Source organism: Exiguobacterium sp. s128, from assembly GCF_018618815.1.
GTDB classification, from domain to species: domain Bacteria; phylum Bacillota; class Bacilli; order Exiguobacteriales; family Exiguobacteriaceae; genus Exiguobacterium_A; species Exiguobacterium_A antarcticum.
The window spans coordinates 107,530-131,458 of record NZ_JACSMT010000002.1 but is presented as its reverse complement, the minus strand read 5'-3'; the positions used below and the strand labels follow the sequence as shown (position 1 = coordinate 131,458).

At 46.7% G+C, this 23,929-nt stretch carries 25 protein-coding genes; 22 read left to right on the top strand and 3 right to left on the bottom strand.

Annotation, left to right across the window (positions count from 1 at the left end):
- The first annotated feature begins 11 nt into the window (after positions 1 to 11).
- The 4 genes from KNQ13_RS01735 to KNQ13_RS01720 all read left to right on the top strand — a co-directional run bounded on the left by KNQ13_RS01735 (position 12) and on the right by KNQ13_RS01720 (position 6,180).
- Positions 12 to 1,541: an alpha-amylase family glycosyl hydrolase gene (locus KNQ13_RS01735; RefSeq protein ID WP_026830993.1), complete on the top strand. Its 1,530-nt coding sequence runs from the start codon at positions 12 to 14 to the stop codon at positions 1,539 to 1,541.
- 34 nt (positions 1,542 to 1,575) lie between these two features.
- Positions 1,576 to 2,604, top strand: a complete 1,029-nt coding sequence (locus KNQ13_RS01730; RefSeq protein ID WP_026830994.1) for a LacI family DNA-binding transcriptional regulator — start codon at positions 1,576 to 1,578, stop codon at positions 2,602 to 2,604.
- Between the two features lie 231 nt (positions 2,605 to 2,835).
- The gene (locus tag KNQ13_RS01725; protein ID WP_209547898.1) at positions 2,836 to 5,136 is read left to right on the top strand and encodes a glycoside hydrolase family 65 protein; all 2,301 of its coding nucleotides are present in this window, start codon (positions 2,836 to 2,838) and stop codon (positions 5,134 to 5,136) included.
- A gap of 192 nt (positions 5,137 to 5,328) precedes the next feature.
- Positions 5,329 to 6,180 (top strand): YitT family protein, encoded by an 852-nt coding sequence (locus tag KNQ13_RS01720; RefSeq protein WP_026830996.1) that lies wholly within the window; start codon positions 5,329 to 5,331, stop codon positions 6,178 to 6,180.
- 97 nt (positions 6,181 to 6,277) lie between these two features.
- Here the strand turns inward: KNQ13_RS01720 and KNQ13_RS01715 are convergent, their stop codons facing one another.
- On the bottom strand, positions 6,278 to 7,087 hold the full coding sequence (locus KNQ13_RS01715) for a Cof-type HAD-IIB family hydrolase (protein ID WP_026830997.1): 810 nt from the start codon (positions 7,085 to 7,087) through the stop codon (positions 6,278 to 6,280).
- A gap of 194 nt (positions 7,088 to 7,281) precedes the next feature.
- Between KNQ13_RS01715 and KNQ13_RS01710 the strand changes: the two genes are divergently transcribed.
- The 15 genes from KNQ13_RS01710 (at position 7,282) to KNQ13_RS01640 (ending at position 19,699) form a co-directional block, all read left to right on the top strand.
- Entirely contained in the window at positions 7,282 to 7,476 is a 195-nt protein-coding gene (locus tag KNQ13_RS01710; protein ID WP_012369663.1) for a YjzD family protein, read from the top strand.
- 63 nt (positions 7,477 to 7,539) lie between these two features.
- Entirely contained in the window at positions 7,540 to 8,673 is a 1,134-nt protein-coding gene (gene iadA, locus KNQ13_RS01705) for a beta-aspartyl-peptidase (protein ID WP_026830998.1), read from the top strand.
- A 13-nt stretch (positions 8,674 to 8,686) separates the two neighbouring features.
- Positions 8,687 to 9,178 carry a thioredoxin family protein gene (locus tag KNQ13_RS01700; protein ID WP_014969747.1) on the top strand — a complete coding sequence of 164 codons (492 nt, stop codon included), beginning with the start codon at positions 8,687 to 8,689 and terminating at the stop codon, positions 9,176 to 9,178.
- Positions 9,171 to 9,950, top strand: a complete 780-nt coding sequence (locus KNQ13_RS01695; protein WP_026830999.1) for a phosphatidylserine decarboxylase — start codon at positions 9,171 to 9,173, stop codon at positions 9,948 to 9,950. The genes KNQ13_RS01700 and KNQ13_RS01695 overlap by 8 nt, the downstream gene beginning before the upstream one ends.
- A 56-nt stretch (positions 9,951 to 10,006) precedes the next feature.
- The gene (locus KNQ13_RS01690) at positions 10,007 to 11,356 is read left to right on the top strand and encodes an ArsB/NhaD family transporter (protein ID WP_026831000.1); all 1,350 of its coding nucleotides are present in this window, start codon (positions 10,007 to 10,009) and stop codon (positions 11,354 to 11,356) included.
- A 263-nt stretch (positions 11,357 to 11,619) separates the two neighbouring features.
- The gene (locus tag KNQ13_RS01685) at positions 11,620 to 12,204 is read left to right on the top strand and encodes a YqeG family HAD IIIA-type phosphatase (protein ID WP_014969749.1); all 585 of its coding nucleotides are present in this window, start codon (positions 11,620 to 11,622) and stop codon (positions 12,202 to 12,204) included.
- A 141-nt stretch (positions 12,205 to 12,345) separates the two neighbouring features.
- Entirely contained in the window at positions 12,346 to 13,452 is a 1,107-nt protein-coding gene (gene yqeH, locus KNQ13_RS01680) for a ribosome biogenesis GTPase YqeH (protein WP_014969750.1), read from the top strand.
- Positions 13,452 to 14,240 (top strand): shikimate dehydrogenase, encoded by a 789-nt coding sequence (gene aroE, locus KNQ13_RS01675; protein WP_014969751.1) that lies wholly within the window; start codon positions 13,452 to 13,454, stop codon positions 14,238 to 14,240. Before yqeH ends, aroE begins: the two co-directional genes overlap by 1 nt.
- Position 14,241: 1 nt before the next feature.
- The gene (yhbY, locus tag KNQ13_RS01670; RefSeq protein WP_026831001.1) at positions 14,242 to 14,535 is read left to right on the top strand and encodes a ribosome assembly RNA-binding protein YhbY; all 294 of its coding nucleotides are present in this window, start codon (positions 14,242 to 14,244) and stop codon (positions 14,533 to 14,535) included.
- Positions 14,532 to 15,101: a nicotinate-nucleotide adenylyltransferase gene (nadD, locus tag KNQ13_RS01665; protein WP_026831002.1), complete on the top strand. Its 570-nt coding sequence runs from the start codon at positions 14,532 to 14,534 to the stop codon at positions 15,099 to 15,101. Before yhbY ends, nadD begins: the two co-directional genes overlap by 4 nt.
- Positions 15,091 to 15,666 (top strand): bis(5'-nucleosyl)-tetraphosphatase (symmetrical) YqeK, encoded by a 576-nt coding sequence (gene yqeK / locus KNQ13_RS01660; RefSeq protein ID WP_014969754.1) that lies wholly within the window; start codon positions 15,091 to 15,093, stop codon positions 15,664 to 15,666. The genes nadD and yqeK overlap by 11 nt, the downstream gene beginning before the upstream one ends.
- Positions 15,663 to 16,010, top strand: a complete 348-nt coding sequence (rsfS, locus tag KNQ13_RS01655; protein ID WP_014969755.1) for a ribosome silencing factor — start codon at positions 15,663 to 15,665, stop codon at positions 16,008 to 16,010. The genes yqeK and rsfS overlap by 4 nt, the downstream gene beginning before the upstream one ends.
- Positions 16,010 to 16,738 (top strand): class I SAM-dependent DNA methyltransferase, encoded by a 729-nt coding sequence (locus tag KNQ13_RS01650; RefSeq protein ID WP_014969756.1) that lies wholly within the window; start codon positions 16,010 to 16,012, stop codon positions 16,736 to 16,738. The genes rsfS and KNQ13_RS01650 overlap by 1 nt, the downstream gene beginning before the upstream one ends.
- Before the next feature lie 190 nt (positions 16,739 to 16,928).
- Entirely contained in the window at positions 16,929 to 17,540 is a 612-nt protein-coding gene (locus KNQ13_RS01645; protein WP_026831003.1) for a ComEA family DNA-binding protein, read from the top strand.
- Positions 17,540 to 19,699 (top strand): DNA internalization-related competence protein ComEC/Rec2, encoded by a 2,160-nt coding sequence (locus KNQ13_RS01640; RefSeq protein ID WP_026831004.1) that lies wholly within the window; start codon positions 17,540 to 17,542, stop codon positions 19,697 to 19,699. The genes KNQ13_RS01645 and KNQ13_RS01640 overlap by 1 nt, the downstream gene beginning before the upstream one ends.
- 35 nt (positions 19,700 to 19,734) lie before the next feature.
- Here KNQ13_RS01640 and KNQ13_RS01635 read toward each other — a convergent pair whose 3' ends face one another.
- Complete coding sequence (locus tag KNQ13_RS01635; protein ID WP_012369678.1) at positions 19,735 to 19,896, bottom strand: YqzM family protein; 162 nt, start codon at positions 19,894 to 19,896, stop codon at positions 19,735 to 19,737.
- Positions 19,897 to 19,998: 102 nt separating this feature from the next.
- On the opposite strand from KNQ13_RS01635, the gene holA reads away from it, so the two are divergent.
- The gene (gene holA / locus KNQ13_RS01630) at positions 19,999 to 21,000 is read left to right on the top strand and encodes a DNA polymerase III subunit delta (RefSeq protein WP_014969759.1); all 1,002 of its coding nucleotides are present in this window, start codon (positions 19,999 to 20,001) and stop codon (positions 20,998 to 21,000) included.
- Between the two features lie 12 nt (positions 21,001 to 21,012).
- Positions 21,013 to 21,450, top strand: a complete 438-nt coding sequence (locus tag KNQ13_RS01625) for a GNAT family N-acetyltransferase (protein ID WP_014969760.1) — start codon at positions 21,013 to 21,015, stop codon at positions 21,448 to 21,450.
- A 107-nt stretch (positions 21,451 to 21,557) separates the two neighbouring features.
- On the opposite strand, the gene rpsT is transcribed toward KNQ13_RS01625, so the two are convergent.
- A complete protein-coding gene (gene rpsT, locus KNQ13_RS01620; RefSeq protein ID WP_014969761.1) occupies positions 21,558 to 21,818 on the bottom strand; it encodes a 30S ribosomal protein S20 in 261 nt (86 codons plus the stop codon).
- A gap of 233 nt (positions 21,819 to 22,051) precedes the next feature.
- On the opposite strand from rpsT, the gene lepA reads away from it, so the two are divergent.
- Positions 22,052 to 23,875 (top strand): translation elongation factor 4, encoded by a 1,824-nt coding sequence (lepA, locus tag KNQ13_RS01615; protein ID WP_014969762.1) that lies wholly within the window; start codon positions 22,052 to 22,054, stop codon positions 23,873 to 23,875.
- Positions 23,876 to 23,929 lie beyond the last annotated feature (54 nt).

Below are 23,929 nucleotides of genomic sequence, written 5' to 3'. Positions count from 1 at the left end.
GAATCAGCGGCATGAGACGAGGCGTGATGCTTCTCCTCTTGCCGCTTCTCTTGTCTATCGGAATATTTCCGCAGACGAGCGAAGCAGCAGGATGGGAAAAAGAACGGATGTATTTCATCATGGTCGACCGGTTTGAGAACGGTGACCCGAGTAACGATCTAGAAGCAAATTCCGATGATCCAAAAGCCTTTCAAGGTGGCGACTTAGCAGGGGTCACAAAACGTTTGGACTACATCAAGGAACAGGGGTTCACATCGATTTGGTTGACACCAATCTTTAAGAACCGACCGAACGGATACCACGGATACTGGACGGATGATTATTATGAAATCGATCCACATTTCGGGACAAAAGAAGAGTTCAAGACATTGGTCCAGGAAGCGCATAAGCGTGATCTTAAAGTAGTGCTTGATCTGGTCGTCAATCATTTAGGACCTAACCATCCACTTGTTGAGGAAAAACCAGATTGGTTCCATAAAGAACAAACCATCATAAACTGGAACAACCAAGCAGAAGTCGAAAACAATTGGTTATTTGACTTGCCAGACTTCAATACGGAAAATCAAGAGGTCGTCAACTATTTGATTGATGTCGCCAAGTATTGGGTCGATGAGACGGGAATTGATGGCTATCGTCTTGATACCGTCCGGCATGTTCCACCCGGTTTTTGGGAAAAGTTCATTCCGGCCGTCAAACAAGATCATCCGGATTTGTTCTTGCTCGGAGAAGTATTTGACGGGGATCCACGAAAGATTGCGACGTATTCAAAATTAGGATTTGATTCCGTCACGAACTTCCCGTTTTATTACGGCATCAAAGATCAATTCACTCGAAAAAATGGTTCGGCGGAAGAGTTGGATTCGGTTTATAATCGAGATACTACGTTTAACCCGAAAGCGATGTCTTTAGCGAACTTCATTGATAATCATGACTTAAAACGCTTTATCACAGAAGCGAAGATTGGTGGAGCCGAAGATGAGGAACGTCAACTGCGTCTCGCGTTGTTTGCCTTGTATGCAGCACCAGGAATGCCGATTGTCTATCAGGGGACAGAAGTGGCGATGCCTGGTGGAGACGATCCAGGAAATCGGATGATGATGGAGTTCGACAAAAACGATAAGATGCAAGAATATGTACAGACGTTAAACAAGATGCGTGATGACTATTCTGCCTTTGAAACAGGTAAACAGCGAATGGTCGCGAAAACCGATCATATGGCTGTGTTTGAACGAAAAACAAAAAATCAGACAGTCCTGTATGCGATTAACTTAGGGGAAAAGAAAACGACATTACGTGTAAAGGCATCAGAAGTGGGTGACGATCAACGATTACGGGGGTTACTGTTCTCGGATGTCGTTCGCCAAGATGGTGATGCGTATGAAGTGACGCTTGATGCGAACAGTGCCAATGGATATGTGATCGAGCGTTCGCAAGTGAATTGGGTCTCGCTTGTTGCAATTGGGTCAATCGCACCGATTCTTGCCTTAATCATTTTGTTCGTGCATCGAAGACGGATCAATCGGACGAAGGAAACACTCTAAAATACATTTGTAGGGAAATGATGAGGTGAAAGGGATGCAAGTAACAATCAAGGATGTCGCAAGAGAAGCAAATGTCGCGCCCTCTACTGTATCGCGTGTGATTGCAAACAGCCCGCGGATCAGCCAAAAAACGAAGGAACGTGTCCGTCAGGCGATGGAGGAGTTGGGATACTATCCAAACGTTCATGCCCGGAGTCTCGCGAATCGGACAACCCAGGCAATCGGTCTTGTCATGCCAAGTGCGGCGACGAAAACACTTCAAAATCCATTTTTCTCAGAAGTGATTCGGGGTATCAGTACGAAAGCACATCAAAACGGATACTCGCTATACATGACGACAGGTGTCTCGGAAGAAGAAGTATACGAAGGTGTCGTCTCGATGGTTCAGGGTCGTCGAGTCGATGGGGTCGTCGTCTTGTATTCACGGACGGATGATAAAGTCGTCCAGTTTTTACAGGACTCTAAATTTCCGTTCGTCGTCGTCGGTAAACCGTTTAGTGATTCTTCCCATGTGACGTATGTGGATACGGATAACTACCTCGCAGGGCGTGAAGTCACAAAATATTTACATCAACTCGGTCACGAATGTATCGCCTTTGTCGGTGGATCACAGGACTTAGCGGTCACACAGGAACGTGTTGGTGGATACAAAACGGCACTGATGGAAGAAGGCATCCCGATTCATGACTCGTATATCGTCAGTGCGCCGTTCATGACGACAGGCGGGGCCGATGCCGTCAAACGTTTGATGTCGCTTGAACATCCGCCGACTGCTGTCGTTGTCAGTGACGACATGATGGCACTTGGTGTCATGAGTACGCTCAATGAGATGGAAATCAGTGTCCCCGATCAGATGGCAGTCGTCAGTTTTAATAACTTATTCATCGCGGAGTTCTCTAGTCCCCCGTTGACATCAGTCGAAATCAACATCTTTGGTCTTGGATTTGAAGCGACGAATTGTCTGATCGAACAGATTAATGAAGAAGCGACACCTTACGGAAAACGGGTCATCGTGCCTCATTATCTGGTCGTTCGCCAATCATGTGGTGGAACCGCCAAGTAAGTCTTAAACACCATCAGTCCATCACGGACCGGTGGTGTTTTTTTTGAGGGAAATGCCGTGAAGAGGGCCGTCTTGTCCAAAATAGAAAGAGACGCAGAAAAAGAATTTTATTTTCGTGCAAACGATTGCATTAGTGGTTATTATGTGTAAAATAAAGAAGGTAGAGAATATTAAAACGCTTACAAAAAGGCTTGTGCGTCCATGTGATTAAGAATGAAGGAGCGACTTAAAATGAAACGATTATTTGATATTAACGAATGGAAGATTACAGAACAAGGATTCCATCCGGAAGATAACCGTCTAGCTGAATCGATGACATCGATTGGGAACGGACATATGGGAATGCGAGGGAACTTCGAGGAAGATTATTCGGGCGATACCCATCAAGGCATGTATGTCGCCGGTGTCTATTATCCGGACAAGACGCGTGTCGGCTGGTGGAAAAATGGCTATCCAGAATACTTTGCAAAAGTATTGAATGCCGTCAACATCATGGGTATCCGTGTTTCGATCAACGGAAAAAACGTTGACTTGAACGAATGGGATGTCGTTGATTTTAAACGCGAACTCGATATGCAACATGGTGTCCTCACGCGGACGATGTTGATCAAAAATGGAACCGAAGAAACGAAAATCGAAGCAAAACGTTTTTTCTCGATCGTCGATAAAGAGCTTGCCGGACTCCGGTATACCGTCACTCCTGTTAACTTTGACGCAGAAATCGTCATCGAATCCTACCTTGATGCGGATGTCGAAAATGAAGATTCGAACTACGATGAAAAGTTCTGGCTCCCCGTCGAACATGGAGCAGAGGAACGGTTTGCCTATGTCACGTCTAAAACGAAAAAACTGGATTGGCATGTGACGGCAGCAATGATTACAGATGTCGAAGGAGCAAGATGTGAAGTGCTTGAAGGCACATTGCAGTACGTTTCGAATCGCTTCACGAAGCAGGTACCCGCGGGAGAATCCGTTACAGCTGAAAAGTTGGTTGCACTCGTGACGAATCGTGATTATGAAATCGAGGACTTGCTTGCTCAGGCGATGAAACGGGTCAATGATGCGTTCGAAGCTGGATTTGATCATGTTCTGGCTGACCATGAAGCAGCCTGGTTAAAACATTGGGAAGAGGCAGACGTAAAAATCGAAGGCGATATCGAAGCCCAACAAGGTATTCGATTCAATATCTTCCATATGTTCCAGACGTACACAGGAGAAGACTCCCGTCTAAACATTGGACCAAAAGGGTTTACGGGAGAAAAGTATGGCGGTGCGACATACTGGGATACAGAAGCCTACTGTCTCAACTTCTACCTCGCGACGTCGAAGCCGGATGTCGCTTGGAACTTACTCAAATACCGTCATAACCAATTGCCGCAAGCAAAAGAAAACGCGGATAAGAATGTTGGAATGAAAGGTGCCTTGTATCCGATGGTGACGATGAACGGAGAAGAATGTCACAACGAGTGGGAAATCACGCACGAAGAGATTCACCGCAACGGGGCGATTGCTCACGCTATCTACAACTATACGAACTATACAGGTGATACGTCATACCTTGGACAATATGGATTTGAAGTGCTCGTTGAGATTGCGCGTTACTGGGCGAGTCGTGTCAACTATGTGCCACATAAAGACGTCTATATGATCTTGGGTGTAACAGGACCAAACGAATACGAAAACAATGTCAACAACAACTGGTACACGAACCTGATGGCAGCCTGGTGTCTTGAGTATGCCCAAACGGTTCACCGTCATTTAGAACAAGAAGAACCGACACGGTTGGAAGAATTGATGCATCAGCTCGCGTTGACGGATGAAGAATTGGCGCACTGGGCAGATATCGATCAAAAGATGTATTATCCAAAAGATGACTCTGTGCCGGACGTCTTCATGCAACAGGATGGTTTCATGGATAAGGAACAAATCATGGTCGCAGATCTTGATCCGAAACACTTACCATTAAACCAAAACTGGTCGTGGGACCGTGTCTTACGTTCCGTCTTCATCAAACAAGCGGACGTCTTACAAGGGTTATACTTCCTGACGGATCGTTTCTCTATTGAAGAGAAAAAGAAAAACTTTGATTTTTACGAGCCGCGGACGGTCCACGAATCGTCGCTCTCGCCGTGTATCTATTCAATCATCGCGGCAGAAGTCGGGTATGAAGAAAAAGCAATGGAATTATATCAACGTTCGGCGCGTCTCGATCTTGATAACTACAACAACGATACAGAAGACGGTCTACACATTACGTCGATGGTCGGATCTTGGATGTCAATCGTCCACGGATTCGCGGGACTTCGTGTTCAAGACGGTGCCTTGTCCTTTAAGCCGATGTTGCCAAAAGGCTGGACAAGTTATTCGTTCCGGATGCAATGGCGCGGTCATCACATCCTCGTGCACGTCAAACAAAACGAAGTATCTATCGAGCAGAATATCGGCGAGGCATTTACGTTGCAGCTACATGGTGACAGCGTAGAAGTTCCGGCAGAAGGTACGGTTACGATTCTAGCATCGATGACAGTATGACAAAAATTCCGACATGGTCAGCATGTCGGAATTTTTTTAGTTTTTCCTAAACGTTAAGTTGTGTTCAACTTCCGAAAATGAGAGCGGTACCAAAAAAAGAAATACAATTCTTTCGTCTTCTTGACTATCCGGACTCATTTGTTATGTGCTAAAGTGTTCCAAGATAGTTTACGAATGAGAGGAGAACAAGGTGTGACAGCGGTTGTAAAGGAAAGTATCTTAAAGGTAATTGTCGCCTCGATTGGCGGGTTCGTCATTGCTTTAGCAATGAACTGGTTCCTGATTCCAAGCGGAGTTTATTCAACAGGATTTACAGGACTCGCCCAGATTTTAACGCAGACCTTACAGGGGACGGCATTCGCTTTTGGTGAAAACGTCTGGTTCTTAGTCCTGAATCTGCCGTTGATTGTTTTAGCATGGATCATGTTAGGACGTAGTTTTACCATCGTTACCTTGATTTCAGTTTTGGCGACGACGATTTTTATTGGACTGATTCCACAGTATGCTGTCATTCCGGGTGATCAGACACTAAATGCTGTATTTGGCGGTGTGTTGCTTGCGATTGGAACAGGAATCACGATTAAATTCGGGGCCTCGACGGGTGGATTTGATATCGTTGCTTTGATTTTTGCTCGTTTTTCCGATCGAAGCGTCGGGCTGTATCTGTTTGTCCTCAATTTCTTGATCGCGATACTCGCAGGTGCGTTGTTTGGTTGGTCGACAGCGCTCTATACGATTGTCTTCATCTATGTGACATCAAAAGTCGTCGATGAGATCCATACGAGTAACCAACGCCTGACGATTTTCATCATTACCAATCATGCCGATGACATCACGACGGCACTCCATCAACATATCATTCGTGGAATCACACAGATGCCATCGATCGGGACCTATTCAAGAGCGGAGAAGTCGACGCTGATGATGGTCATCGAACGACATGAATTACGGGATGTCGAACGGATTTGTCGTGACGCGGACGAGACGGTTTTCATCAATGTCGTCGCAACAGATTCAGTCGTTGGCTATTTCCGAAAAGGGTAAGGGTATAGCGTATGAATCAACGGTCCTTGAAGGACACGAATAAGCCGTCTTCCTTGTCGTATAGACAGAGAAGACGGCTTATGTTGTTTAGGATGGCTTAAATCAGTCCGAGCACATGCTTCAGATAGTAGGTAATCCCGTCTTCTTGATTGGTTTTTGTTGTCCCGTTGGCGATTAGCTTGAGCGGACCAATCGCATTGCCCATCGCGACACCATGACCCACGTAATCGAGCATTTCCAAATCATTTTCTTCGTCACCAAAGGCGACGATCTGTTTTTGATCAATGCCGAGATATCTTGAAATCTGTTGGAGACCAATTGCTTTACTCGTTCCTTTGCGCATCACTTCGACCATATATTCAGGTTTAATCCACTGCCTGTTCAAGACCGTTTCGGCATGGATGCTCGACAACTCAGAACGGATGTCTTGGACGTGTTCACCTTTCGCATGAATCAGTAACGATGTCGGTTCGTGTTGTAAGACCTTTCGGAGGTCACCTGTCGTCACGGATAAAGCATGGTCCGTATAAAATTCATAAATACCGACCGGATCACGTTGGAAATAAACATGATCGGTCACTTCACAGACGATATTCTGCGTTTTCGTCTCGGATACCGATTCTAAAATATGCTGAACCGTCTTCAGTGGAATCGGATGGTGACTGACTTCAAAGTGTTGATCGTGTGGATGATGAACAAGCCCACCATTGAAATTGACGATCGGTGTCGTCAGACCGAGTTCGTCGTAATAGCGTTTGGCATGTCGAAAAGGACGTCCGGTTGCGATGACGACTTCATGACCGTTTTCCCGAGCGGTCCGTAAAGCCTTTAAGTTCGTTTGACTGATTGTCTTGTCGTCACGTAGTAAAGTACCGTCTAGATCGACGGCGATAAGATGACGTTGCATAAAATAACCCACTCCACTCTTGATTCATTATGTTTACTGTAGCATATCCCTCTAAAAAACATCTGGAATTGCCTGCTTTCCAGAATCAAGAAAGCGTTTAAAAAAAACAGAGAAAAGCTGTCTGTCGTACTAAAAAATGATATACTACAAAACGTAGGACATTAAAAAGTAAGCTAAGAAATGGAGGGGGAAGAATGCGTTTTCTCGTTACATTCTTCTGGTCGTTCTTACTCGTGAACACAGCCGTGTTCATCGTATCAGCGGTCGATGCAGTCACGTACAACTTCGGATTTGCGACAGCTATGTCAGTCGTGACTTCACTTGTCGTCTTCGCACTTGATGCAGTCAATGAAGATCTTGGTCTTGGTCAAGGGACAAAGGCAGAATAAGTTAAAAGCGAGATATCGTCATTCGGACGATAGGCTCGCTTTTTATGGTTTAGGAGGCAAGCGATGATAATTCTTAAAAATGTAAGTGTAGCAGGTGAATCCACCGATGTATGGATTGGGGCAGGTAAGGTTCTGGCAATCGGATCCTATGCCATCGATGAACGGTTGATTACAGAGACCATCGATGGGACAGGGAAACAGCTTATTCCCGGTTTGATTGACGGACATGTCCATCCGATTGGTGGAGGTGGAGAAGGGGGATTTGCGACGCGGACCGCTCCTCTTGTGGCAACAGACTTCTTAGCCGGTGGCGTCACGACCGTCGTTGGTCTGCTTGGGACGGACGGCTGGACCCGGACAGGGATGGACTTACTTGCACACGTTCGTGGGTATACAAGTCAGGGCATCCGTCCTTTTTTATTGTCCGGTAGTTATGCCGTGCCCCCTGTATCAATTACGAATTCAATTGCCGAAGACATTCTTTTAATCAACGAAGTCATCGGCATCGGTGAGATTGCGATCAATGACCATCGTTCGACGCAACCGACTGTCGAAGAGTTAGCGCGTCTCGCTTCACAAGCCCGGATTGCCGGTCTTCTAAAAGGAGTCAACGGAACGATGAATGTCCATATCGGTGACGGCAAACAAGCACTTCGTTTACTGGAAAAAGTGGTCGAAACAACAGACATTCCCATCACACAATTTTTGCCGACGCACATCAATCGAAGCGAACGGATTTTCGAAGCCAGTTTAAGGTGGGCCAAACAAGGTGGGCGAATCGATTTCACGACGTGTACGACGGAGGCCTTCATTCAAGAAGGGGAATTACCGGCAGGACTTGCATTAAAACGTACGCTCGATGCGGGTATTCCGCTCGATCAGATTACGATGTCGAGTGATGCCGGAGCCAGTCTGCCTGCGTTTGATGAGAACGGAAAACTGTTGCGTTTAGAGACAGGAAAACCAAACTCGATTCTTGAAGCAGTCCGTGATGCCGTCCGGCACGGTGTTCGACTGGAGGATGCAATCCAGACGGTCACGTTGAACGTCGCACGGGCATATGGGATTTCTGGTGGAGAAATCAAAATAGGAGAACGCGCTGATCTGTTACTGATTGATGACGCTTTGCAAATCGATACGATTCTTGCGAATGGGCGTGCTATAATGATTCAGAAAAAATGGCTTTTGCCAAGATGACGGAGGGATCGATGTGTCAAAGAAGTCTAACCGTGTCAAACCAACAAAAAAACCGCAATCAAAAGCCAATTGGATTACAGCTGGTGTCATTGCGCTAATCGTCTTACTCGGAGCGGGCCTGTTACTGTTCATGGACCGAGAAGATTCGGCTTCTAAAAACGGAAACTTAACTGCAAGTCAAGTGTCCGATAAACTGCAATCCGGAGATGAGTTCTACACATACTTTTATCAAACGGGATGCGTCCATTGTGAAAAAGTAAAACCGTACTTAGTTCCGCTCGGCGAGAAGCAGGATATTCCGTTCGAACAAATCGATCTTGCAGTTGAGCAGTCGGCTTGGGATACGTTTGCCATCGAAGGGACACCGACCGTCGTTCATTTTAAGGATGGAAAAGAAGTCAGCCGTGTGTCAGGTGAGCAGACAGAAGAAGCGTATAAAGAATTTTTTGCCGGTAAAGACGTTAAAAATTCAGAAGAAGAATCGTCAGGTGATTTAAATGATTAAAAAATGGTTTTTTACTCAACTGTTTGAGTTGAACGGACATCCAGTAGTTGCGAAACAATTACGGCGATTTGCAATGAGTCCAGCGAGTCGACCATTGATCCAACCGTTCGTAAAGATGTATGACCTGCAGATGCAAGAAGCAGACCAACCGCTTGATTCATATAAAACCTTACACGACTTGTTTGTCCGACACTTAAAAGAAGATGTCCGTCCGATTGACGCGTCTCCGAACGCCTTCGTCAGTCCGTGTGACGGTATGTTATCCGTCGTCGATGATTTGACGGAAGACAGTCGGTTTGTGGTAAAGGGTCAAACCTATTCGGTGTCAGAGTTACTCGGTTCGCACCACGAAGCTCAGAATTATGTTGGCGGACGCGTCATGATCTTTTATCTCAGTCCACAAAACTATCACCGGGTCCATGTACCGATCGATGGCATGGTTCGGACAAGCTATACGCTAGGACGCGATTCAGCGCCTGTCAATGAGCTGGGACTCGAGTATGGGAAACGTCCGTTGACACGAAACTACCGACGTGTGACCCGAATTACCCAAGGAAAACACGCACTCGAACACGTCATGGTCGGAGCATTGAACGTCAACACGATCGTTCAGACGAACCCACGTCGTGAAGTCAAACGTGGCGATGAGTTTGGTTATTTTTCGTTTGGTTCGACGGTCGTCTTGATCTGTCCGAAAGATGCTGTCACGCTAGCGGGCGACATCACGGGCTCCGTCCTCATGGGGCAACAAATCGGTCACTGGAATTCATGAACACGAGACGCTCTCTCTACAAGGGAGCGTCTCGTCATGCTTAGGAGGAATCTGTCATGCAGATTTTGATGTTTACAGAAATGACGAACTCATCGCTTCAAGTATATGGAGCCTTATTTATTTTTTTAGTGACGTATGCCTTTATCATCAGTGAAAAGGTGAGTCGAGCGATCGTCGCGCTGCTTGGTGCACTAGCAATGGTGATGTTCGGAATCGTGGAGCTCGAATCCGCTTTATTCGAATACGTCGAATGGGGGACGATCGTCTTACTAATTGGGATGATGATTCTTGTTACGATCGCCAATCAATCAGGGTTATTTGAATACATTGCGATCCGAGCAGCGAAACGGACAAAAGGAGACCCCATTAAAATTTTAATTATGTTGTCGGTATTGACGGCGTTTGGGTCGGCATTTTTAGATAATGTCACGACCGTCCTCTTAATTGTTCCGATTACGTTTTCGATTACAAAAGTCTTGAAAATCAAGCCCTTTCCGTTCCTTCTAGCAGAAGTTTTGTTCGCGAACATCGGCGGAACGGCGACGCTGATTGGAGATCCTCCGAATATCATGATTGGGGCAGCGAATCCTCATCTGACGTTCAACGCCTTTTTATGGAATCTAGCCCCATTGATCGTTGTACTTACGGTCGTGACGATCGGTATTTTATATCTGATTTTCCGGAAACAGTTGCATGTCGAACCGGAAAATCAACAAAAATTGATGGAAATTGATGAAAACAGCTATATCATCAGTCGTAAACTGGTTTTACGCAGCAGTATCGTTTTGTTGAGCACGATCGCGTTGTTCGTCCTGCACCCAGTCCTTGGTCGTATCGGGATTCATCTCGAAGCCCCCGCGATTGCGATGCTTGGAGCGACCGTGTTGATGTTACTGACGATTGAAAACAATCATCAGTTAGAAGAAGTGTTCGCTCGGATCGAATGGACGACGATCTTTTTCTTTGCCGGTCTGTTCATTTTAGTCGGAGGGATTCAAGAAGCTGGAATCATTCGCTTCTTGGCCGAAAAAACAATCACGTTAACAGGTGGAGATATCAATACGACCGCGACTGCCGTCCTGTGGTTATCTGGGATCGCAAGTGCGACGATTGATAATATCCCGTTTGTCGCGACGATGATTCCACTCATCAACGATGTCGCAACTGGAATCGGTCTATCGCCGGACAGTCAACAAGTCGAGGTGTTATGGTGGTCGCTATCGCTTGGGGCCTGCTTGGGTGGGAACGGGACACTGATCGGTGCATCTGCCAATGTCATCGTGGCAGGGTTGGCCACGCGACAAGGTGAGAAATTCACGTATGGACGGTTCTTATTGTATGGAGCGCCGATCACACTCGTGACACTGATTTTATCGCAACTGTATTTGTGGATTCGTTATTATTAACAGTCGATGATACAGGCGGCGGACTCAAAAGTCATTTTTACAGAGAACAGTGTGGTGGATTAAAATCTGCCACACTGTTCTTGTCTAGGAAAAAATCACTTGGTTCACGCGACTCGTGCAGGGAAAGGGGATTACCTTTGGGTTAACCCCTTTTCGTTTGGTCGTCGCTCTATCAAATTGATTGTGCTATAATCGAACGATAAGAACATAACTGTTTCTTAAACTTAACTATAGAGCTAGACCATCATCTGGAGGTTTTATTCGTGTTTAAACGACTTTATCCAAAACATTTTGTAGCGTCGATTTATGATATTGACTTAGAAATGTTAAAACGAAACGGTGTCAAAGCAATTTTAACGGATCTCGATAATACACTTGTCGCTTGGAATATTGCCGATGCTCCAGACGAATTGGTGTCATGGCTCGATATGGTGAATAACCAATATGGATTTGACGTCATCATCGTCTCGAATAACAACGGCGATCGAGTCAAGAAGTTTGCGGATCCACTTGGCCTACATTATATTGCACCGGCACGTAAACCATTACCGATCGGTTTCAAACGGGCGCTGACGGAATTCGGTTATCACGCGAAGGAAGTTGTCTTCCTTGGGGATCAACTGTTTACGGATGTGTTAGGCGCAAATTCAGTAGGTATCGAAGTGATCCATGTTCAACCCGTCGTCAAGACAGACGGTGTCGTCACAAAATTTAATCGCCTGATGGAACGCGTGATTTTTCGACGGATGAAACGTAAAGGGATCTATAAATTGACGCAACGTGTCAAAGAGGATCCAGCAGTGTTAAAACATCCAATTGAAGCGATTCGTCAAGATAAGCAACAATGACCCTGTCATACCGGTAGATGAAAGGATAGGCAGCAGTCGCAGCATGTACGGCAAAAGGTCGGAAGTTACGCTCTTGGAGTGGCGAGCAGGGCGCTACGTTGAATAGAGAAGGGAAAGTTCCCGATGCGGCTCAACACACACATGGAAGAAATCAATTGCGCAGGCTGTGGTGTCGCGATCCAAACAGAGGATCCGAAAGCACCTGGTTATGCGCCTAAATCTGCACTTGACCGTGAAATGGTCATCTGCCAACGTTGTTTTAAACTCAAGCACTACAACCAAATTCAAGACGTCGCATTAACGGACGATGATTTTGTCAAAATTTTAGATGGAATCGGTCAAAAAGATGCACTTGTCGTCAAAATCGTTGATATTTTTGATTTCAACGGAAGTTGGTTACCAGGCTTACATCGTTTTGTCGGAAAAAATGATGTATTATTGGTCGGAAACAAAGCCGATCTCTTACCGAAGTCACTTAATCCGAATCGTCTGATGAACTGGATGCGCCAAACATCGAAAGAACTTGGATTACGCCCAGTGGATGTCCATCTGATCAGTGCGAAAAAAGGACACGGTGTGGACGAACTGGCAGAAAAAATCGATTATTACCGTAAAGGACGCGACGTCTATGTCGTCGGCTGTACGAACGTCGGTAAATCGACTTTAATCAATCAAGTCATCAAACGATTCGGGGAAGAAGAAGAGGCGGTCATCACGGTCAGTCACTTCCCGGGAACGACGCTGGATCTGATTGACATCCCACTCGATGATAACTGTAACCTCTACGACACGCCAGGAATCATCAACCATCATCAGATGGCGCATTATGTGGATGGAAGAGACTTGAAATTGATTACGCCTAAAAAAGAAATCAAGCCGCAAGTGTTCCAAATCCATCCGCAACAAACGTTGTTCTTCGGTGGTCTGGCTCGTCTCGACTACATGGAAGGAAACAAACGGTCATTCGTCATCTACATGTCGAACGACTTGAAGGTCCATCGGACGAAGCTCGATAAAGCGGACGATCTGTATGCGAATCATAACGGAGAACTGTTGTCCCCTCCGAATGAAAAAACGCTTGAGATGCTTCCTCCGCTCGTTCGACACGAGTTCAGTCTCCGCGACAACATGAAGACGGATATCGTCTTCAGTGGACTTGGCTGGGTTGCTGTTCATGGAAAAGGCGGACGAGTTGCTGCTTACGCACCAAAAGGTGTTGCCGTCTCTCTACGTGAGGCGCTCGTCTGATGCATTTTGCTGTCATCGGTCATCCGATTGCCCATTCACTTTCGCCCATGTTGCATGAAACATGGCTGAAGGCGGCTGGGCTTTTCGGCTGTTATACCATGGTGGATGTCGAAGCAGACGCATTAGAGTCACTTGTCATGCGACTACGAAATCGGCAGTTGGATGGAATCAATGTCACGATTCCATATAAAACGGCGATCATTCCCTTTCTCGATCGCTTAGAGCCTGCTGCTGCGCGTGCAGGAGCGGTCAATACGGTCTATTGGGATGGGGATGAACTGGTTGGGGCCAATACAGATGGCATCGGATTTGCGCGTGCCTTAGCAACACAGGGAACGACGACAACGAATCTATTGGTGATTGGTGCCGGTGGAGCAGCCCGTGGAATCATTCCGGCATTATCCGGGCGTGTGACCGTCATGAATCGAACGGATGCGACGGCGCAACAGGTCGCGACTGAATTCGGATGTAACAGTATCCCGTGGTCGACGGTCGTGGATTTAACACCGTACGATGTCGTCATCAATACGACATCGGTCGGAATGGCGCCTCATCTTGAAGTGATGCCGATCGAGTTGACAGAGACGACGGCCTTGATTTGTGATATTATTTATCGACCGACTCCGACCCGTCTCTTGCGTGAAGCAACCGCAAGCGGACTTGCTACATTAGATGGTGTCTTGATGTTCGTACTACAAGCAGCTGAAGCGTTTGAACGTTTCACTGGTCAAAAACCTGATCTCGCACTTGGCGAACAGGTGATTAGAAAGCAATTGGAGGAATCATAAGATGTTAACAGGTAAACAAAAACGGTATTTACGGGCAACTGCCCACGATTTAAGCCCGATTTTCCAAGTTGGAAAAAATGGAGTCGGTGAAGCGATGTGTGCTGATTTGATGGACGCACTCGAAAAACGTGAATTATTGAAAGTACAAGTCTTGCAAAACTGTGCGGAAGCACCAAAAGATGTCGCGTCGGAACTCGTTGACGGAACAAATGCAGATTTGGTACAAGTCATCGGTAAGGTCATTGTTCTCTATAAAGAGTCGAAAGAGAATAAGACACTTCAATTACCACGATGAAGATTGGTCTGATGGGCGGGACATTTGACCCGCCGCATATCGGACACCTGTTGATCGCAGAACAAGCGAAGGAACAACTTGGACTCGATGAGGTCTGGTTTTTGCCGGCAAAACTTCCGCCGCATAAACAATCGACAATCACGAGTGCAACGAAACGACTTCAGCTCGTTCAAGCCGCGATTCAGTCCAATGAGGCCTTTTTTGTATCGGATATTGAATTTGAACGTGAAGCGAAGTCGTATACGTTGGATACGATTCGTGAACTAAAGAGTCGGTATCCGGAACAGGATTTCTTTTTTTTGTTAGGCGCCGATTCGTTAGTCAATCTGGATACTTGGTACCGGGCGGAAGAATTGTATGAAGAAATTCGCTTTGGGGCTGTTGCCCGTCCAGGAAATCAGTATTTGATACCGGAGGGTGCCCGGGTCACAGCCGTCGATATGCCGTTGCTTGAAGTATCTTCGACCGATATCCGGCAACGGGTCGCAAGAGGACGCAGCATTCGTTATCTTGTACCGGAACCGGTCCGACAATTAATCGAGGAGTGGAAACTCTATGCGACTTGAAGAAGCCAAACAAATCATTGAACAGACCTTACCGGAAAAACGGTACATTCATACGTTAGGGGTCGTCGAGACGGCGATTCAACTGGCGCAACAGAATGGAGTTTCAAAAGAGCAAGCCGCATTAGCCGCAATGCTACATGACTACGCCAAGTATCGGAATGTATCCTATATGCGTACGATAGCAGTCGAGTTAGGTTTGGATGATTTATTGATGTATGACGATGAATTACTGCATGCACCGATTGGGGCAGAACTCGTCAAGCGTGAGCTTGGGATCGAGGATGCATCCATCTATCAGGCGATTGCGAATCATACGACGGGTGCGCCTAATATGCCGTTACTCGATCAAGTGATTTTCGTTGCGGATGCCATTGAACCGAACCGGAATTATCCGGGTGTCGAACAACTCCGGCAGATTGCACAAAAAGATTTGACGCAAGCGGTCATTGCGACACTTGTGCAGACGATTGAATTTTTATGTAAAAAACAAACAGTGATTTTTCCGTTGACGATTGAGACGTACAATGCGTTCGTCGCGGAAAAACGAAAGGGGACCGTCCTATGACAGTCGAACAAGAATTAAAATTAATCGTAAATGCTATTGATGATAAACGTGCCGAGGACATCGTCGTACTCGACATGTCGAAAATTTCACCGATTGCGGATTACTTCGTCATCTGTGAAGGGAACTCCGAAAAACAAGTTCAAGCGATTGCACGTGAAGTAAAAGAAGTTGCTCACAAAAACGAATTGCCGATCAAACGACTCGAAGGAATGGATGCGGCACGTTGGGTCCTCGCTGACCTTGAAAACGTCGTCGTCCATGTGTTCCACCGCGATGACCGTGACTATTACAACCTCGAGAAATTATGGGCAGATGCTCCTAAAGTAGAAGTCGAGATCGACTAATGGCGTACGAACAGTTTGCGTATGTCTATGACGAACTGATGCAAGATGTTCCGTACCCCGAGTGGGTGGCGTGGGTCCTCAAACATGTGGAGCCAGGGAAAACAGTTGCTGATATTGGTTGTGGTACGGGAACAGCGACGTTGTTACTCGCCGATCATTACGATGTCACAGGCGTCGATTTGTCAGAGGAAATGCTTGAAATCGCTCAAGAAAAGGCGATGGAAACAGGACGACATATTGACTTTTGGGTACAGGACATGCGGGAACTCGAACTGCCGGCACCGGTCGATGCGATTACGATTTTGTGCGACTCGTTGAATTATCTGCAAACAGAAGCAGATGTCAAACAGACGTTTGAGAGTATGGCACGTTTGCTACAGGACGGTGGATTATTGTTATTTGATGTCCATTCGCCACATAAGATGGAGACCCTTTTCAACGGGAAAACATATGCGACCCATGCCGAACAAAGTTCGTATATTTGGTTTGCCGATCCCGGTGAGTCTCCGTTGTCCGTCGTCCATGAACTGACGTTTTTCATTGAAGGGGAAGATGGACGATATGACCGTGTCGACGAAACGCATCACCAACGGACGTATCGACCTGAGCAGTATATCACCTGGTTACGCGAGGCGGGTTTCCGTGTGCGTGCGGTGACGGGCGACTTTACGTCCGATGCTCCGACCGAGACAGCTGAGCGCATTTTTTTCGTCGCTGAAAAACTATAAGAGTTGCCAAGACCATCAACCAAGTCCAGGTTGATGGTTTTTTTTGCGTTAATCGCGAATAGCCGCAAATAATCGCCCATAAGGAAGGACGGACGGCGATTAGTGTTCAAGAGACGGAGGAGAAAAAGAAGTTAACGAAAAACGATGGTCGCGGAAAAATTGATACAGTCGAAAGACAGGAGGGATACTGATGACGATTCCACGCTTACAACAATTTGCTACTGGAGCAGTAGTCGTGTTACTACTTATCGTATTATTCGTTCCACTGCCTTCTTGTTCGAACGAAGCGCTTGTTGAAAAACCAGCGATCGTCAAACATGAACAGGATGCACAGGCGGAAGATCAATCAGAAGAGCAGCTTCTCCAAAAAAAAATCATGGTCGACATCAAAGGAGCCGTAAAACGTCCCGGACCGTATTCCTTCCGTCTCGGGGACCGGGTTCAAGATGCCGTCAAGCGAGCAGATGTGACAGCGGAAGCAGACACCCATCAATTGAATCTAGCTGCACGTTTGATTGACGGTCAGGAGTTGATTGTTCCGACTAAAAAGAAGGGACGGTCGTCCAAGTCCAAGTCACCGGAAAAAACGGCGGCCGATGTCCCGAAAGGACTGCTTGACTTGAATGCGGCGACGGAAGAACAGTTATTAGAAGTCCCTGGTATCGGTCCGGCGAAAGCAACTGCGATTTTACAATACCGAGAGGATAAGGGTGGATTTGCGACATATGCAAATTTAGGGGACGTCAAAGGCTTTGGACCGAAGACGTTGGAAAATCTGAAAGCCTATTTGATTGTCTACTAATGCCTCTATTTCCTTTGTTTTTTATCATTCTGCTCATTGCCTGCAAAGAATCCCTCTGGTTCGTCGCGGTGCTCGCAAGCATCGGAGTCCTCAAAGCATGGTCGCTGTCGACGTTTCATCTACTGACAATCTGTGGACTGAGTCTGCTTTTCCTGTTTCATGTCGTCACGCCTCCCACGTTAAAAGAAATCACGGTCATCGACATCCTTGATGCCAAACAGAACGGAGACCGGATTCGTTATCTGGCAGAAGCGCAAACACAAACAATCGTCGTCGCGGCAACGCTTGATGATGCAACGCATCTTGATTACGAACGGATTGGACAGCGCTGTGAGGTGACGCTAAAAGAAGTACCTGTCCTGCCGAGGATGAACGAGGGTGGTTTTGATGAGGCACGCTGGATGCGGACAGAACAGTTACGAGGGAAGTATGAGGTCGAACAGTGGGGAGACTGTTCCGAGACACCGGGATATGAAGCGAACGGACGCCGCATTCGACAACGATGGATGGCGCGGATTGAGCAACTTCCCATCAAACAAGCCCTTTATATCGAAGCACTTGTCTTAGGAGAAGACCGTCTGATGGATCAGACGACGCTAGAGCGGTTCAAGAAGTTTGGATTACTCCACGCCATCGTGATTTCCGGCTCGCACATCGCGTTTTTGATTTGGACGATGTTATGGGTCTTAAAGAAGCTCCGATTGACAAGGGAGCGTCGATACGAGTTCCTCTTAGCATTGTTACCGCTGTACGGTTGGTTGACAGAATGGAGTCCTCCGGTGACACGTGCTGTATGTGTCGCGATGTTCCTCTTGTTTTGCTATCGCATCAGCCGCCGACCGGACCCTTTGATGGTCGTTGCTTGGGTAGCGTCCCTTCAATTAGCGGTCTCCTTTACTAGCTTATATGATGTTGGTTTTCAATTGACGGTGGGGTTAACGATTTTTCTCTTATTGTCCCGTAACTTGTGGGAAGGCATCCCTCGTCCGTGGAACTGGTTGTTGATCAGTATGTGGGCACAAGTCATGACGAGCCTGTTTTTACAACTAACGGAGCAGACGGAACTTTCCGTCTGGTCTCCAGTGTTGAATATCGTCTTAGGGGGATGGATTGAATGGATCATCCTACCGCTGTCGTTTCTCGCGAGTGCGACCATCTTGCTGCCAACGTCGACGACGATCATTCCTCTTCATGGTCAAGCCATTTCATTACTCGATCAGTCCTTAGCATGGGTAGAACGATTACCGTTGTCTTCGCTAGCACTGCATCTGTTACCACTCCCGCTCTGGGCGGCTGTCGTAGCTGGTGTGTTTTCGGGGTGGTGGGTAGCTGAACGCAAATGGTTCGGGCATGTGATCCCGCTACTGTGCCTCGCATTAGCGAGTACATGGATGGATGTGCGGACAGGGGAACGGATTACCTTTCTTGATGTCGGACAAGGGGACAGTACGGTCGTCGAAAAAGACGGGGAGACGTTTGTTGTCGATACAGGCGGTGCGTATTCACTCTCGAAACGCCCTCCTTTACGCCCCTTCGATCCAGGTGGGCAAATCGTCGCTCCTTTTCTGTATACACGATCTGAGAAGCAAATTGACGGTTTGATCCTGACCCACGCCGATCACGACCATATCGGTGGTCTTGTCGGACTACTGCAGAAAGTACAGGTTGATACGATTTACCTGGGACGATACGATAACGAAGACGAGAAACGACAAGAATTGGTCAAAACGATTGAAGCGACGGGGGCACGAGTTGAATTCGTCCGATCCGGGCAACGGATTCGCCCCTGGTTGCGTGTCCTTGCTCCGCGAGGGAGTGAGGAGGAAGAAAACGACCGTTCGATCGTCCTGCTGGCCGATGTCGCAGGAAAGCGGGTTTTATTGACAGGAGATGCCAGTGTCGATGAAGAGGAGGAGTGGTCAGTCGGGAAAGTAGACATCCTGAAAGCCGGACATCATGGTTCAAAGACATCGACAGGAAAAGAATTGTTGGAACGGACTGACCCGGAGATCGTCATCATTTCAGCCGGACGAAACAATCGGTATGGTCATCCCCATGCAGAAGTACTGGAGCGAATAAGAGGTCGGACCATCATGCGGACCGATCAAGAAGGAATGATAACTTGTTCAGCAACGGGTTGTGAACCTATGCTAAAATAAAAAACAGCAACCCCCCAAGGTTGCTGTTTTAGTGATTATAGACTTAAGAATTTGATTACAACGCCAATGATGAACAAGACTGCGAAAAAACCGAACGATGCGCCAAAACCGACGGCAGAGTCAAGCGCGTCATTACGTTTTGATTGAATATCGTTTTCAAACGCATTCTCACTTGGTGGGCGTACTGAATGTGCCATGCTGCATTCCCCCTAAAAATAGATTCCGCTTCTAGTATAGCGGAATAAAAGAGGATTATCTATGATGAAGTTAAGAACAAACTGTGAAATGTGGTGGGGAAGATGAAAACTCCTTGGCTTGTCAACGGAAAACTGGCGAACCTTTATTTATTATACGGAACTGAACGGCACCTTTTGGAAGAATGGGAACGTGAAATCGTGAAAGCTGCCTTGCCGGACGGCGAGCGGTTTGATTATATGAAAATCGATTTGAATGACCAGCCGCTCGATGCCGTACTCGATGAAGCAGAAACCGTTCCTTTTTTGAGTGACTACCGTGTTGTCATTGCAAAACCGGCGACTTTTTTAACGGGAGCAAAAGATAAAAAAACACATAACGTCGACCGGTTAGCGGAATACATCATCAAACCAGCTGATTATGCGATCGTCGTCCTGATTGTCGAAGCTGAGAAACTGGACGAACGTAAGACGATCGTCAAACGTCTAAAAGATCGTGCGGTATTGCTTGAAGCGAAAAAACCAACAACGGAAGAATTATTTCGTTTTGTGATGGACGCGGTTAATGACAAAGGATATCGAATGGAACGCCCGGCCATCGAACGACTGATTTTTTTGACGGGTGAGATGTGGGCGACGCTGACACATGAACTGGATAAACTGATGCTGTATGCAGGAGATCATCCGACGATTGAGCTGGAGGATGTGAATCTACTTGTCCCGCGGACGTTGGAAGACAATGTATTTCAATTGACCGATTATTTGATGAAACGCCAACTCGAACCAGCGATTCGTTTGATCCGTGATTTAGAGAAGCAAGGTCAGGAAGTATTGGCTTTACTTGGATTGATGGCGCGTCAATACCGGATGATGCTCTTAGCGAAACGGTTAGCCGAGCAAGGTTATGGAGAGCGACAAATCGCTTCGAAAGTCGGTGCCCATCCTTATGCCATCAAACTGGCATTACAATCCGGAAAACGATTTACGTTCGCCCAGCTCGAACAAGCCTTGATTGCCATTACGACGACGGACGAAGGGATGAAGACCGGACGAGGCGATAAACGCATTTTATTTGATGCGCTCGTCGTTCGATTAGCAACTTTGTAAGGAGGAGATTACGTGGAAATTCGAATGATCCAAGCATCCGAAGTGATTCCGCTTCGACATGAAGTCTTACGTCCGCATCAACCGATCGAAGCATGTATGTATCCGGATGACCATGCGGAAGAGACATTCCATCTCGGTGGAATCAAAAATGGGCGTGTTGTTGCAATTGGTACATTTTCAAAACGTTCGTTTGAACAAGATTCTGAATTGACGTATCAATTGCGCGGGATGGCGACGAGTCCTGATGTTCGGGGTGAAGGGTTCGGGAAGGCATTGATTGAAGAAGCGCGAAACGTGTTAGTCGAACGACAAGCGCGTGGTTGGTGGTGTAATGCCCGACTCGTGGCAGTTCCATTCTACGAGCGGATCGGGCTGACCATCGCAAGTGAATCGTTTGAAATTGAAGGAATTGGCCCGCATCATGTGATGGTCGATCGATTTAAAGCTTGAAGAAAACCACCTGACAGTACTCTGGCCAGGTGGTTTTTAGACATAAAAAAATCACCACTGGAGCAAGCTCCAAGTGGCGATCGATCACTGTATTCTTCAGAAAAGAATTAAAGTGCGTTTACGAGTTTAGCGAGACGTGATTTGTCACGACCAGCTTTGTTGCTGTGGATAAGACCTTTAGCAGCAGCTTTGTCGATTTTCTTAGACGCTGTGTTGAAAGCTACGAGCGCTTGCTCTTTGTTGCCTTCAGTAGCGAAAGTTTCGACTGCTTTGATTGCTGAACGCATAGACGATTTACGTTGTACGTTAGCGACGCGGCGTTTTTCAGCTGTTTTAACACGCTTGATTGCTGATTTAATGTTAGCCATGGATGATTCACCTCCAAGAAAACTCATTCGAGATTTATATTCGCATATCTGCATTTATCGTTCAACAGAACAAACACAATTGTAGCAAACGTTTTTCTTAAAAGCAATAACAGCTCTAGGGTTTCTTTGGATTTTTGTTTTTTGGGAAAACAAAACGAGATGGTACACCCCGTGTGATTTTTGGTATAATGAAGCGTATGTACGTTTGACTATAAGGTAAGGTGACTATAAACATGAATAATGCAGACCGTTTAAAGCGGCAAAAAAGTATTCGAAATTTCTCGATCATCGCCCATATTGACCACGGGAAATCGACGCTTGCAGACCGTATTTTAGAAAAAACAGGTGCTTTGACATCACGCGAAATGAAAGATCAGACGCTGGATGCGATGGACTTGGAACGTGAACGTGGAATTACCATTAAATTGAATGCCGTCCAGTTGAAGTATACGGCAAAAGATGGTGAGGAATATATCCTCCATCTGATCGATACACCGGGACATGTCGACTTCACATATGAAGTATCACGCTCGCTTGCTGCTTGTGAAGGCGCTGTACTCGTCGTCGATGCGGCGCAAGGAATCGAAGCCCAGACGCTTGCAAACGTCTATTTGGCGCTTGATAACGATTTAGAAATCTTGCCGATCATCAATAAGATCGATTTACCGTCGGCGGATGTAGAACGTGTCCGTCAAGAAATCGAAGACGTCATCGGACTCGATGCGTCTGAAGCTGTTCCGACGTCGGCGAAAGCCGGAATCGGAATCGAAGAGATTCTCGAACAAATCGTCGCAAAAGTTCCGGCACCAACAGGAAATCCGGAAGCACCACTCGAAGCGTTGATCTTTGATTCATATTATGACGCCTATCGTGGTGTCGTGGCATCGATTCGTGTCGTCAACGGGACGGTGAAAATCGGTGATAAGATTCGTATGATGTCGACAGGAAAAGATTTTGAAGTCCTTGAACTGGCCGTATCGACACCAAAACCACTTCGTCAGAAGGAATTGACAGTCGGAGACGTTGGAACATTATCGGCGTCCATCAAAACGGTTGGAGACGTCCGGGTCGGAGATACGATCACGCTTGCGAAACAGCCAGCTACTGAGGCCTTACCGGGCTATCGGAAAATGAATCCGATGGTGTACTGTGGTCTCTATCCGATTGATGCAGCACGTTACAATGATTTACGGGAAGCGCTCGAACGTCTTCAGTTGAGTGATGCGGCCCTCGAATTCGAGCCGGAAACATCACAGGCTCTTGGATTTGGTTTCCGCTGTGGATTCCTTGGTATGCTTCACATGGAAATCATTCAGGAACGGATTGAACGTGAATTTAACATCGATATGATCACGACGGCGCCATCGGTTATTTATCATGTGACGACGACGGCTGGGGAAGTTCTCCACGTCGATAACCCGTCGAAGATGCCAGAACAACAAAAAGTCGAGTTCATCGAAGAACCTTACGTCAAAGCGGCTGTCATGACGCCAAACGATTATGTCGGGGCGATCATGGAACTGTGTCAAAAGAAACGTGGGACGTTCATCGATATGGAATATATCGATACGGCACGGGTCAAAATCACATACGAACTCCCGTTGTCGGAAATCGTTTATGATTTCTTTGATCAGCTGAAGTCGAGTACAAAAGGATATGCATCACTTGACTATGAATTGATCGGGTACCAGCAGTCACGTCTCGTCAAGATGGACATCCTCTTGAACAATGAAAACGTCGATGCCTTGAGCTTCATCGTTCACCGTGATTTTGCGTATGAACGAGGTAAGGTCATCGTTGATAAATTAAAAGCATTGATCCCACGGATGCAATTTGAAGTACCGATTCAAGCAGCGGTCGGAACGAAGATTGTCGCCCGTTCGACAATTAAAGCGTTGCGGAAAAACGTTCTTGCGAAATGTTATGGTGGAGATATTTCACGGAAACGTAAATTGCTTGAGAAGCAAAAAGAAGGTAAGAAACGCATGAAGATGGTAGGCTCGGTAGAAGTGCCGCAAGAAGCCTTCATGTCGGTTCTATCGATGGATGAAGATTGAGGAAATAAACCAAGGGGGCGTCTAACGCACCCTTTTTCTGTTTAAGTTGAGAAA